Origin of the sequence: Streptomyces sp. NPDC001530, assembly GCF_042894545.1 — a bacterium.
In the GTDB taxonomy this organism is placed as follows: domain Bacteria; phylum Actinomycetota; class Actinomycetes; order Streptomycetales; family Streptomycetaceae; genus Streptomyces.
Genome location: NZ_JBIAVS010000030.1, coordinates 74,294 through 86,328 on the forward strand (window position 1 = coordinate 74,294; position 12,035 = coordinate 86,328).

Sequence of the window (12,035 nt, forward strand, 5' to 3'; positions counted from 1 at the left end):
GAGGAGCCGCCCCTTACCCGTTGTTGCTACGTCACTTCTTCTTGGCGCCGCGCTTCTCGCGCACCCGCACCGAGATATGGATCGGCGTGCCCTCGAAGCCGAACTCCTCACGCAGCCGGCGCTCGATGAAGCGCCGGTAGCCGTGCTCGATGAAGCCGGAGGCAAAGAGCACGAACCGCGGGGGCTTGGTGCCCGCCTGCGTACCGAAGAGGATGCGGGGCTGCTTGCCGCCGCGGATCGGGTGCGGGTGGGCGGCGACCAGCTCGCCGAGGAAGGCGTTCAGCCGACCCGTCGGGACGCGGGTCTCCCAGCCGTCCAGGGCCGTCTCGATCGCCGGGACGAGCTTCTCCATGTGGCGGCCGGTGCGCGCCGAGACGTTGACGCGCGGCGCCCACGCCACCTGGAGGAGCTCGGTCTCGATCTCGCGCTCCAGGTAGTAGCGGCGCTCCTCGTCGAGGGTGTCCCACTTGTTGAAGGCGAGGACGATCGCGCGCCCGGCCTCGACGGCCATGGTCACGATGCGCTGGTCCTGCACGGAGATGGTCTCGGACGCGTCGATCAGGATGACCGCGACCTCGGCCTTCTCCACGGCGGCGGCCGTGCGCAGCGAGGCGTAGTAGTCGGCGCCCTGCTGGAGGTGGACGCGCTTGCGGATGCCCGCCGTGTCGACGAACTTCCAGGTGACACCGCCGAGTTCGATGAGCTCGTCGACCGGGTCGCGGGTGGTGCCCGCGAGCTCGTTGACGACCACGCGCTCCTCGTTCGCCACCTTGTTGAGCAGCGACGACTTGCCGACGTTCGGGCGGCCGATGAGGGCGATCCGGCGGGGGCCGCCGACCGCGGCGCCGAAGGTCTGCGCCGGGGCCTCGGGCAGCGCCTCCAGGACGGCGTCCAGCATGTCGCCGGTGCCGCGGCCGTGCAGCGCGGAGACGGGGTGCGGCTCGCCGAGGCCGAGGGACCAGAGGTACGCCGCGTCGGACTCGCCGCTCTGGCCGTCGACCTTGTTGGCGGCCAGCACGACGGGCTTGCCTGCCTTGCGCAGCAGTCGTACGACCGCCTCGTCGGTGTCGGTGGCGCCGACCTTGGCGTCGACGACGAAGACGACCGCGTCGGCCGCCTCGATCGCGTACTCGGCCTGGGCGGCCACGGACGCGTCGATACCGAGGACGTCCTGCTCCCAGCCGCCGGTGTCGACGACCTTGAAGCGGCGGCCCGCCCACTCGGCCTCGTAGGTGACGCGGTCGCGGGTGACGCCCGGCTTGTCCTCGACGACCGCCTCGCGGCGGCCGATGATGCGGTTCACCAGGGTCGACTTGCCGACGTTGGGACGGCCGACGACGGCGAGGACGGGCAGCGGACCGTGGCCCGCCTCCTCGATCGCGCCCTCGACGTCCTCGACGTCGAAGCCCTCTTCCGCGGCGAGCTCCATGAACTCCGCGTACTCGACATCGCCGAGCGCCCCGTGGTCGTGCTCTGCCGAGCCCTCGGGCTGGATGTGGTCGTTCATGAAGTCCGTACCTCGTCGTTCATTCGTGGTGATCGGTGGACCACCCGCATATCGGGTGATCCACTACTCAAGTGTCGCCTAGTGCCCGGTGGGGCGCCCGGCGTTTTCCGAGCGTCCGGTCAGACGCCTGGCGTTGTCCAGATGGGCGCTCAGCTGCTTCTGGATCCGCGCGGTCGCCTCGTCCAGTGCCCTGCGCGTACGCCGTCCGCTGCCGTCGCCCGCCTCGAAGGGGTCGCCGAAGACGACGTCGACCCGGCTGCGCAGCGGGGGCAGCGCCTTTATCAACCGGCCGCTCTTCTCGGAACTTCCCAGCACCGCCACCGGGACGATCGGAGCCCCACTGCGTACGGCGAAGTACGCGAGCCCGGCGCGCAGCGAGGCGAAGTCGCCCTCGCCGCGGGTGCCCTCCGGAAAGATCCCGAGGACCCCGCCGTGCTCCAGCACACCCAGCGCCCGGGTGATGGCCGTGCGGTCGGTCGTCTCGCGGTCCACCTTCAGCTGGCCGATGCCGAGCAGGAAGGGATCGAGCGGGCCGATGAACGCTTCCTTCTTGATCAGGAAGTGCGTGGGCCGGGGCGCCACGCCCATGACCATCGGGCCGTCGATGTTGTGGGAGTGATTGACGGCGAGGATCGCCGGACCGGTCGCGGGAACCTTCCACGCACCCAGAACACGCGGCTTCCACAGCCCGTACATCAGACCGACGCCGATACGGCGCCCGACCTCGGCGCCCCGGATGGAAGGGGCTTCGCTCACTTCGCGGCCCGCTTCTCCTCGACGAGGGTGACGACGCACTCGATGACCTGCTGGAGCGTGAGGTCGGAGGTGTCCACCTCGACCGCGTCGTCCGCCTTGGCGAGCGGAGAGGTCTTACGGTTGGAGTCGGCCGCGTCCCGCTTCAGCAGCGCCTCGCGCGTCTGGTGCACGTCGGCACCCTTCAGCTCACCGCTGCGGCGGGCGGCACGCGCCTCCGGGGAGGCGGTGAGGAAGATCTTCAGATCGGCGTCGGGCAGCACGGTCGTCCCGATGTCGCGCCCCTCGACGACTATCCCGGTCTCGGCGGAGACCGCGAGCGAACGCTGCAGCTCGGTGATCCGGGCACGCACCTCGGGCACCGCGCTGACCGCGCTCACCTTGGAGGTGACCTCGTGCGTACGGATCGGACCCGCGACATCGGTCCCGTCGACGGTGATGGTCGGCGCGGACGGGTCGGTCCCGGAGATGATCTCCGGCTTCTCGGCCGCGGCGGCGATCGCGGACGGGTCCGTGACGTCGATGCCGTTGTTGACCATCCACCACGTGATCGCGCGGTACTGCGCCCCCGTGTCCAGGTAGCTCAGCCCGAGCTGCGCGGCCACGGCCTTCGAGGTGCTCGACTTGCCCGTGCCGGAGGGGCCGTCGATGGCGACAATCACAGCCGGGGCGGTCCGGGCGGCCTTTTCCACGGTGACGGACACCTTCCTGATACGGGGTGGTGGGTAGGTACGGGACACGAACGCGCCCCGCACAAGGTTACTGGGTACGCCGAGGCCTCCGGCACGGCGCTGCAATCCAGCTCTGGGGGGAGGATTTCAGCCCGTCCGGCGTGTGAGGACGAGGCCGTCAAAGCCGATACGGGGGGCTGGGGGCTGAGCGCCCCAGATACGGGACGGGTAGGGGCGGAGGGGCGAAAACCCAAGACGCCGCCCCCATCTACCTACTGCCGCAACGCCCAACCCCGCTCCCGCAACGCCGCACTCAACACCGGCGCGGCCTTGGGCTCCACCATCAGCTGCACCAGCCCGGCCTGCTGCCCCGTCGCATGCTCGATCCGCACGTCCTCGATGTTGACCCCCGCCATCCCCGCGTCCGCGAAGATACGAGCCAGCTGCCCCGGCTGGTCGTCGATGAGGACGGCCACGACCTCGTACGTACGCGGAGCGGACCCGTGCTTGCCGGGCACCCGCACCTGCCCCGCGTTGCCACGCCGCAGCACATCCTCGATGCCGGTGGCGCCCTCGCGCCGCTTGGCCTCGTCCGAGGACTGGAGGGCGCGCAGGGCCTGCACGGTCTCGTCGAGGTCGGCGGAGACGTCCGCGAGGAGGTCGGCGACCGGCCCCGGGTTCGCGGAGAGGATGTCGATCCACATCCGGGGGTCGGAGGCCGCGATGCGAGTCACGTCACGGATGCCCTGTCCGCACAGCCGTACCGCCGCCTCCTCCGCGTGCTCCAGGCGCGCGGCGACCATGCTGGACACCAGGTGCGGCATGTGCGAGACGAGCGCGACCGCCCGGTCGTGGGCGTCCGCGTCCATGACGACGGGCACGGCACGGCAGTGCGACACCAGCTCCAGGGCGAGGTTCAGGACCTCGGTGTCCGTGTCGCGGGTGGGGGTGAGCACCCAGGGGCGCCCCTCGAAGAGGTCGCCGGTGGCGGCCAGCGGGCCCGACTTCTCGCGGCCCGACATGGGGTGCGTACCGATGTACGAGGAGAGGTCGAGGCCGAGCGCCTCCAGCTCGCGGCGCGGGCCGCCCTTGACGCTGGCGACGTCGAGGTAGCCGCGGGCGAGTCCGCGCCGCATGGCGTCCGCGAGCGTCGCGGCCACGTGCGCGGGCGGGGCCGCGACGATCGCGAGGTCGACGGGCCCCTCGGGTGCCGCGTCCGTGCCGGCGCCGAGCGCGGCGGCCGTACGGGCCTGCTCCGGGTCGTGGTCGGCGAGGTGGACGACGACGCCGCGCGAAGCCAGCGCGAGCGCGGCCGACGTACCGATCAGCCCGGTTCCGACGACAAGTGCGGTTCTCACTGGGCGATGTCCTTGCGGAGTGCGCCCGCGGCGCCCAGGTAGACGTGCACGATGTCGGTGCGCGGCCGGTCGGACTCGATGTGCGCGAGGACCCGTACGACACGGGGCATCGCGCCCTCGATGTCCAGTTCCTGCGCGCAGATCAGCGGTACGTCGACGATGCCGAGCTTGCGGGCCGCGGCCGCCGGGAAGTCGCTGTGCAGATCGGGCGTCGCCGTGAACCAGATGCTGATCAGGTCGTCCGTGGTGAGCTCGTTCCGCTCCAGGATGGCGGTGAGCAGCTCGCTGACCTGCTCGTCCATGTGCGCGGCCTCGTCCCGCTCCAGTTGGACGGCGCCCCGGACCGCTCGTACCGCCACGGTGATGCTCCTCGCTGAATCTACGAATCCACGGACTCGGCTGATCGACTTACTCGACTTGTCACACCAGCGTAGTCAGCCCGCAACGCGCCGGTGCGCGGCGCCCGCCTGACGAGACGGGCGCCGCGCACCGGGAACGGCTCAGATCTGCTGCGCCTTGATGAGCTCCTCCAGGGAGCCGGCGGGGATCTGACCGTTCGGCGTCAGCTTGTCGACCACCTGGGGCAGCACCTGGGCGATCTGTGTCGCGGCCAGATCCGGGGTGACGCCGGCCTCTTCGGAGACCTGCTTGAGGGTCTCGTCGGGCAGCGCCTGCTGGATCTGCGCGCCGGTCACCGGCTGGTTCTCGCCGGTGCCGACCCAGGAGTTCTTCTGCTCGGCGAGCCCGGACTGGGTGAGCAGGTCCAGCAGCCCACCGAGCGGATTGCCCCCGTGGCCGCCGCCCTCGCCCTTCATGAGGGCCCCGAGCAGCGAGCCCAGGATGTTGGCTCCGCCCGAGGTACCGCCCTGGCCGCCTCCGCCGAGGAGACCGCCGAGCAGGCTGCCGAGATCGTTACCCGCCATGGTCACGCCTTTCGAGAGTGCGGCCGGGGGTAGGTCACCGCCCGGCCTCAGACCCTGTCAATGTCACCTGAATCGCCCTATTCCGCCACTTGTAGTGAGAACGCACCCGTGCGCCTCTGGACGCGGGGGCACGGGTCCGCTCTCATGGCAGGAGACTCGCCTCGGGGGAGGCCCGTATGAAGCGTCCAGGACCCCTGCTCACCCTTCTCGCGGGGCTGCTGCTCGGCGTGTTCATGCTCTCGCTCAACGCGACGACGGGGACGAAGAACGCGTCGTCGTACCGGGGGGAGTCGCCCGGCGTCACGGTGTCACCGAACCCGACGCCCAGCTCGTCGCCGACGAAGGCCGCGCCACCGCCGAGTCCCTCCCCGACCACCAGCCCCGTAACGAACGCCGATTACGCGGGCCGTACCGACGACCACTCCTCGGCGGTTGCCGTCTCCCTGCGCGACGGCAAGGCGATCGCGTACTTCTGCGACGGGCGCGACAAGGAGTCGTGGCTGAAGGGCGACGTCAAGGACGACGGCACCATGAAGCTCACCGGCAAGAACGGCGCCGAGCTCAACGGCGCGCTCAAGGACGGCCAGCGGATCCGCGGCACCGTCGACCTGGGCGGGCAGCAGTACGGCTTCACGGCCGACAAGGCGGTCAAGCCGTCCGGGCTGTACCGGGCGACGGCCACCGTGCGCGGCGCCAAGCTCGACGGCGGCTGGATCGTGCTGCCCGGCGGCAAGCAGGTCGGCATCCTGGACCGCGACGGGAAGCCCTCGGCGGCGCCCCGGATCGACCCGGAGACCGGCGCCGTGACGATCGACGGACAGACACTCACCGCCCGGCCCGTCACTCCGTGACCCGTTCCGCGACCCGACCTCTGACCCGTTCCGCGACCCGACCTGTGACCCGTTCTTGGCCCCCTTTCTGATCAGGCCTGACTAGGGAACCGATATGACCGTGGACCCGAACGCCGCCACCCAGGGCTTCCCTTCTCCCCAGCCCGCCCACCGCCGCCCGAGCGCGACCCGCTATCTCGTCCCGGCCCTGGTCGCCGCGGCGGTCGCGGTCGGCCTCGGCGCGTACGGCAAGGTGCACGACCCGGCGGGGACCGCCTTCAACCTCGCCGGCTTCAGCAGCACGGGCGCGGTGAAGTCGTGGCTGGCGACGACAGCGTTCGCCTTCGCGCTCGTCCAGCTCGTCTCGGCGTTCATGGTGTACGGGAAGCTGCCGGGGCCGGGCTGGGCGCCCGTGCTGCACCGCTGGTCGGGGCGGATCGCCTTCCTGGTGGCGGTGCCGGTCGCGGTGCACTGTCTGTATGCGCTGGGCTATCAGACGTACGAAACGCGCGTCTTGTGGCACTCGCTCCTGGGTTGCTTCTTCTTCGGCGCCTTCAGTGCCAAGATGCTGCTGCTCCGCTCGGAGCGCCTGCCCGGCTGGCTGCTGCCCCTCGTCGGCGGCCTCGTCTTCACCGTCCTCACCGTCATCTGGCTGACGTCCGCCCTCTGGTTCTTCCGTACGTTCGGAGTGACGACATGACCAACCGCTCGACGCGACGCACCGTTCTCGCGACGGGGGCGTCCGCGCTGCTCGTGGGATGCAGCAAGTACGGCGACAGCGGCAACGCGTCGGAATCGTCCCCGTCCGTGAACGCGTCCAGTGGTCAGGAGCTGAGCAAGACCAGCGACATCCCGGTCGGCGGGGGCAAGATCTTCAAGGACGAGAAGGTCGTGGTCACCCAGCCGAAGAAGGACGAGTTCAAGGCCTTCTCGGCGGTCTGCACCCATCAGGGCTGCACGGTGAGCACCGTCTCGGGCGGCACCATCAACTGCCCCTGCCACGGCAGCAAGTTCAGCATCGAGGACGCCGCGGTGAAGGCCGGCCCGGCCCGGCGCCCGCTGCCCGCGGAGAAGATCACGGTGGAGGGAAATTCGATCCGCCTGGCGTGAGGCGGCACGTACGCTCCGGGGCATGCATTCCGAGGCTTCCCAGGCGTCCGGCCCCTCCGCGCCGCTGGTGCGCGACCACACGCTGGTGCGCGACCACACGATCTATTCCTGCGTGATGGGCTCCCGCGCCTTCGGTCTGGCCACGGACAGCAGCGACACGGACCGCCGGGGTGTCTTTCTCGCCCCGACCCCGTTCTTCTGGCGCTTCGAGAAGCCGCCGACGCATGTCGAAGGACCAGCCGAGGAGCAGTTCAGCTGGGAGCTGGAGCGCTTCTGTGCCCTCGCGCTGCGCGCCAACCCGAACATCCTGGAGTGCCTGCACTCCCCCCTCGTCGAGTACGTAGACGACACGGGCCGTGAACTCCTCGCCCTCCGCGAGGCGTTCCTCTCCCGCCAGGCGCACGACACGTTCGCCCGTTACGCCCTGGGCCAGCGCAAGAAGCTGGAAGCCGACGTCCGCAAGCACGGCGCTCCGCGCTGGAAGCACGCCATGCACCTCCTGCGCCTCCTGATGAGCTCTCGCGACCTGCTGCGCACCGGCGCCCTGACGATCGACGTCGGCGACGAGCGCGAGCCGCTGCTCGCGGTGAAGCGGGGCGAGGTCTCCTGGCCGGAGGTCGAGACCTGGATGTCCCGTCTGGCGGCGGAGGCCGACGAGGCGGCCGCGGGCAGCCCCCTCCCCTCCGAGCCGGACCACGCCCGCGTCGAGGACTTCCTGATCCGCGTGCGCCGGGACTCAGTGCTCCAGGCCGCCCCGAAAGCCCTACAGGCCGTCCCGAAAGCCCTCCAGGCGGACCCGGACGACGAGCGCGTGCAGGGCGTCGTACGCGGACGGGGCGTCCGGCAGCGCTGAGGCGGTCTGCGCCTCGTCCAGCAGGACGTGCAGCCGCTCCACGTCGTCCTGCACGCGCGCGTGGGCGACGTCGGCGTCCCCGTGCTCCCGCTCCGCCTTCGCGGCGATCAGGTCCGGCAGATAGGCGGGCGCCTCGATCTGCCCGATGAGCGTGGGCAGATCGGCCTGCACCTCGCCGCTGCGCATCAGATGGATGCCGGTGAGCAGCACACGGAACGTGTAGAGCAGCGGCTTGAGTTCGCCGGTCCTTTCGAACAGCCGCCACTGCGTCGTCGCGAACCCCCGGTAGTGGTGGGCGTGATGGCTGGTGAGGACGCCGGGGGCGAGGGCGGCCAGCTCGCGGTGCGCCTCGCTGGTGTGCACGACGAGCGGTGAGAGCAGCTGTTCCAGCACATAGCCGTTGCGCCGCAGCATCAGCCGTACGAACTTGCGCAGGTCGTGGGTGACGAGGTCCATCTCGACGCCGTCACGCACCCACATCCGGGACCGGGTCTCCTCCGGCTCGCGCAGCCCGACCAGTTCGGCGGCCGGCAGCAGGTGGACGCCGCGCAGGTCGACGTCCGAGTCGCGCGAGGGGAAGCCGTACAGGTGCGCCCCTGAGATGGTGGCGAACAGCACCGGGTCGGGCTGCTCGGCCACCACTGCCGCGAGGTCGATGTCCAGGACGTCGTGAGTCATCCCTCAAGCGTCCCAGAGCGCCCCCAGCGACATCAGGTCGCCCTGGTACTCGATCCGGTCGGCCCACGCCGTCGGCCAGGCCTCCGAGCCGTGGTAGGCGCCCGCGAAGGCGCCCGTCAGGCAGGCGATGGAGTCGGAGTCGCCGGAGGTGCAGGCGGCGCGGCGCAGGGCGGTGACGGGTTCATCGACGAAGAGCAGGAAGCACAGCAGGCCGGTGGCGAGCGCCTCCTCGGCGATCCAGCCCCCGCCGGTGGCCAGGCACGGGTCGGTCTCGGGCGAGACGGTGCGCACGGCGTGCCGGAGGTCGTCCAGGGCGCCCAGGCACTCGTCCCAGCCGCGGGCGATGAAGGCCTCCGGCGTGGGGTCCTCGCTGTAGGTCCACAGGTCGCCGAGCCAGCGGGAGTGGTAGCGGTGGCGGTTCTCGTACGCGTACGACCGCAGCCGGCCGACGAGTCCCATCGGCTCGGCGCCCTGGGTGAGGAGCCAGATCGCATGCGCCGTGAGGTCGGCCGCGGCGAGTGCCGTGGGGTGCCCGTGGGTGAGGGCGGCCTGGAACTGCGCGGCGCCCGCCCGCTGTTCGTCGCTGAGTCCCCGTACGAGCCCCACGGGAGCCACCCGCATGTTGGCGCCGCAGCCCTTGGAGCCGATCTGGCTGGCCTCCTGCCAGCGGCGCTTCTCGTTCATGAGGAGGTTGCAGGCGACGAGGCAGGTGCGGCCGGGCGCGCGGTTGTTGTCCGGCGACTGGTACCAGTTCACGAACTCCTCGCGCACCGGCCGCTCCATCCGCAGCGGGCCGAGCAGTCCGCGGTCCATGGCTGTGCGCAGCCCCCGCGCCAGCGCCAGCGTCATCTGGGTGTCGTCGGTGACCTTCGCGGGCGTGGGCAGCCGCATCTGCCGCCAGGGCCCGCACTTGGCGAGGATCGCCGGCACGGAGTTGAACTCGGTCGGGAACCCGAGCGCGTCGCCCAGCGCGAGTCCGATCAGAGAGCCGGTGGCGGCGCGCTTCGCGAGCGTCGTGGTGGTCATCAGAGCCGTCCTTCCGAAGTGGGACGCAGCAAAGGTGGGTGCAGGGCCTTGGCACCGCCCGCCCGGTAGAGCGCGGCGGGTTTGCCGCGGCCTCCGGTGAGGCGCGCGGCACCGGGGACCTGCTCGACGAAGCCCGGCGTGGCCAGCACCTTGCGCCGGAAGTTGGGTCGGTCGAGCGCGGTGCCCCACACGGTCTCGTAGACCTGCTGCAGCTCTCCGAGGGTGAACTCGGGCGGGCAGAAGGACGTGGCGAGACAGGTGTACTCGAACTTGGCGCCGACGCGTTCGTGGGCGTCGGCGAGGATCCGGTCGTGGTCGAAGGCGAGCGGACCGAGCGCGTTGTACCGCAACCACTGGGCCTGCGCCGCGTCACCGCCGCCGCGCGGCTCGGGAGGGTCCGGGAGCAGCGCGGCGTACGCGACGGAGACGACCCGCATCCGGGGGTCGCGGTCGGGTTCCGTATACGTCCGCAGCTGTTCCAGGTGGAGTCCGGAGACGTCCGACAGGCCGGTCTCCTCGGCGAGTTCGCGCCGGGCCGCGGTCTCCGCGGACTCGTGGGGCAGCACGAAGCCGCCGGGCAGTGCCCAGCGGCCCGCGTACGGCTCCTGCCCCCGCTCGACGAGCAGCACCTGCAGCGCGCCCGCACGGACCGTCAGGACGGCCAGGTCGACGGTGACGGCGAAGGGCTCGAACGCGTACTTGTCATAGCCCTCGGGTGCCTTGCCTCCCGGCGCTCGGCCTTCCCGTGCGAGCACGCCCACCCACCCCTTATTAATAGTCAGATCGACTAATAGTCATTACGACTATAAAGAGGTGAGCAGGCGTCGACAAGGCCTCAACCGAGGGAAGTTGCCTCTTTCTGAGCCTGGGCGCGCGACGGCGCGAACGCCGCCACCAACGCGCCCACCGCCGCCGCCCCCGCCGAGACCCACAGCGCGGGCCCGCAGCCGTCGACGAAGGACTCCGCCGAGCCGTAGCCCCCGTAGCGCGTGAACACGGCCGCGGCGACGGCGACTCCGAAGACCCCGCCCAGCTCGCGCAGCGCGTTGTTGACACCGGCCGCGACACCCGCGTCGCCGAGCGGCACCGACGAGGTCACGGCGTTCGCGACCGTGGGGAAGACCATGGAGATGCCGATGCCCGCGAGGATCAGCGGGACGACGAGGCTCCCGTACCCGACGCCGGGCTCGACCTGCTGGGCGAGCAGCCCCAGCCCCACCGCCTGCAGGACCAGGCCCACGAGCATGAAGGGCCTGTTGCCGAACCGGTCCGCCAGCGCGCCCGCGATCGGCGCGACCAGCAGGGGCATGGCGTTCCAGACGAGGATCCGTACGCCCGCCTCCAGCGGGGAGTAGCCGAGTCCGAACTGGAAGAGCTGCGTGACCATGAAGAGGGCGCCGAGCAGCGACATGAACATCAGGAAGACCGTGCCGTTGGCGGTGGCGAAACCGCGCCTCCTGAAGTGCGCGAGCGGCAGCATCGGGAAGCGCGCCCGCGACCGCTCCCAGCCGAGGAAGGCCGCCACGAAGACGACGCCGACGGCCAGCGCGCCCAGCACTTCGGCACTCCCCCAGCCCACCTCGGGGGCCCGTACCGGCGCCCAGGCCAGACCGGTCAGGCCGACCGCCGCCAACAGCAGCCCCACGACGTCGAGTTGAGGCCGCGACCCATGGCTCTCGCGGAGTTTCAGGGCAGCCAGCGGCAGCATCACGAGCCCTGTCGGCACGTTCAGCCAGAAGATCCACTGCCAGGACAGGCCCTCGGTGACGGCGCCGCCGAGCACCGGCCCGGCCGCCACGCCGAGCCCCGTCACCCCGCCCCACACGCCGATCGCGACGCCCCGCTTCTCGGCCGGGAACGCCTCGCTGATCAGGGTCAGCGTGAGCGGCAGCAGGACGGCCGCTCCGGCGCCCTGGACCACCCGCGCGGCGATCAGCTGCCCGGGGCCGCCCGCGAGCGCCGCGAGAGCCGAGGCCGCCGTGAAGACGGCGAGCCCGACGACGTACATGCGCCGCCGCCCGAACCGGTCGCCGAGCGCCGCGCCGGTCAAGGTGAGGCAGGCGAAGACGAGGTTGTACGCGTTGATCGTCCACTCCAGGTCGGACAGGCTCGCCCCGAAGTCGGCCCGCAGGGCGGGCAGCGCGGTGGCGACGACGACCACGTCGAGGGAGCACAGCAGCGCCCCGAGTCCGGCCAGTACGACGGTCCACGCGCGGTGTGGCGGGGGGGCCCCCCCCCCCCCCGGGGGCCCCCCCCGGGGGCCCCCGGGGGGGCCCCCCCGGGGCGGGTTTTTTGGATTAAAGGGTAGTAAGACGGAAGGGCGACG

Annotated in this window: 14 protein-coding genes; 4 read left to right on the forward strand and 10 right to left on the reverse strand. The window is 71.3% G+C overall.

Features of this window, described 5'->3' with window-relative positions; genetic code table 11:
• Positions 1–31: 31 nt before the first annotated feature.
• The 6 genes from der to ACFY0T_RS43275 form a co-directional block, all read right to left on the reverse strand.
• The gene (gene der, locus ACFY0T_RS43250; protein ID WP_388883938.1) at positions 32–1,507 is read right to left on the reverse strand and encodes a ribosome biogenesis GTPase Der; all 1,476 of its coding nucleotides are present in this window, start codon (positions 1,505–1,507) and stop codon (positions 32–34) included.
• Positions 1,508–1,585: 78 nt separating this feature from the next.
• Complete coding sequence (locus ACFY0T_RS43255) at positions 1,586–2,203, reverse strand: lysophospholipid acyltransferase family protein (RefSeq protein WP_388883996.1); 618 nt, start codon at positions 2,201–2,203, stop codon at positions 1,586–1,588.
• Positions 2,204–2,259: 56 nt separating this feature from the next.
• Positions 2,260–2,952, reverse strand: a complete 693-nt coding sequence (cmk, locus tag ACFY0T_RS43260) for a (d)CMP kinase (protein ID WP_388883940.1) — start codon at positions 2,950–2,952, stop codon at positions 2,260–2,262.
• Between the two features lie 251 nt (positions 2,953–3,203).
• Entirely contained in the window at positions 3,204–4,289 is a 1,086-nt protein-coding gene (locus ACFY0T_RS43265) for a prephenate dehydrogenase (RefSeq protein WP_388883942.1), read from the reverse strand.
• The gene (gene aroH / locus ACFY0T_RS43270; RefSeq protein ID WP_388883944.1) at positions 4,286–4,648 is read right to left on the reverse strand and encodes a chorismate mutase; all 363 of its coding nucleotides are present in this window, start codon (positions 4,646–4,648) and stop codon (positions 4,286–4,288) included. Before aroH ends, ACFY0T_RS43265 begins: the two co-directional genes overlap by 4 nt.
• A 141-nt stretch (positions 4,649–4,789) precedes the next feature.
• Positions 4,790–5,263 carry a YidB family protein gene (locus ACFY0T_RS43275; RefSeq protein ID WP_388883998.1) on the reverse strand — a complete coding sequence of 158 codons (474 nt, stop codon included), beginning with the start codon at positions 5,261–5,263 and terminating at the stop codon, positions 4,790–4,792.
• A gap of 125 nt (positions 5,264–5,388) precedes the next feature.
• Between ACFY0T_RS43275 and ACFY0T_RS43280 the strand changes: the two genes are divergently transcribed.
• The 4 genes from ACFY0T_RS43280 (at position 5,389) to ACFY0T_RS43295 (ending at position 8,005) form a co-directional block, all read left to right on the forward strand.
• Positions 5,389–6,063, forward strand: coding sequence for a hypothetical protein (locus ACFY0T_RS43280; RefSeq protein WP_388883946.1), 675 nt, complete (start codon positions 5,389–5,391; stop codon positions 6,061–6,063).
• A 94-nt stretch (positions 6,064–6,157) separates the two neighbouring features.
• Positions 6,158–6,742, forward strand: coding sequence for a DUF6529 family protein (locus ACFY0T_RS43285; RefSeq protein WP_388883948.1), 585 nt, complete (start codon positions 6,158–6,160; stop codon positions 6,740–6,742).
• A complete protein-coding gene (locus ACFY0T_RS43290) occupies positions 6,739–7,152 on the forward strand; it encodes a Rieske (2Fe-2S) protein (RefSeq protein WP_388883950.1) in 414 nt (137 codons plus the stop codon). The genes ACFY0T_RS43285 and ACFY0T_RS43290 overlap by 4 nt, the downstream gene beginning before the upstream one ends.
• A gap of 22 nt (positions 7,153–7,174) precedes the next feature.
• Entirely contained in the window at positions 7,175–8,005 is an 831-nt protein-coding gene (locus ACFY0T_RS43295; protein WP_388883952.1) for a DNA polymerase beta superfamily protein, read from the forward strand.
• Here ACFY0T_RS43295 and ACFY0T_RS43300 read toward each other — a convergent pair.
• The 4 genes from ACFY0T_RS43300 to ACFY0T_RS43315 all read right to left on the reverse strand — a co-directional run bounded on the left by ACFY0T_RS43300 (position 7,916) and on the right by ACFY0T_RS43315 (position 11,906).
• Positions 7,916–8,683, reverse strand: coding sequence for a DNA polymerase beta superfamily protein (locus tag ACFY0T_RS43300; RefSeq protein ID WP_388883954.1), 768 nt, complete (start codon positions 8,681–8,683; stop codon positions 7,916–7,918). The two genes, ACFY0T_RS43295 and ACFY0T_RS43300, sit on opposite strands and share 90 nt — an antisense overlap.
• 3 nt (positions 8,684–8,686) lie before the next feature.
• Positions 8,687–9,709, reverse strand: coding sequence for an ADP-ribosylglycohydrolase family protein (locus ACFY0T_RS43305; RefSeq protein WP_388883956.1), 1,023 nt, complete (start codon positions 9,707–9,709; stop codon positions 8,687–8,689).
• Complete coding sequence (locus ACFY0T_RS43310) at positions 9,709–10,464, reverse strand: NUDIX domain-containing protein (protein WP_388883958.1); 756 nt, start codon at positions 10,462–10,464, stop codon at positions 9,709–9,711. Before ACFY0T_RS43310 ends, ACFY0T_RS43305 begins: the two co-directional genes overlap by 1 nt.
• A gap of 80 nt (positions 10,465–10,544) precedes the next feature.
• Positions 10,545–11,906, reverse strand: coding sequence for a DHA2 family efflux MFS transporter permease subunit (locus tag ACFY0T_RS43315; RefSeq protein ID WP_388884000.1), 1,362 nt, complete (start codon positions 11,904–11,906; stop codon positions 10,545–10,547).
• Between the last annotated feature and the right edge of the window lie 129 nt (positions 11,907–12,035).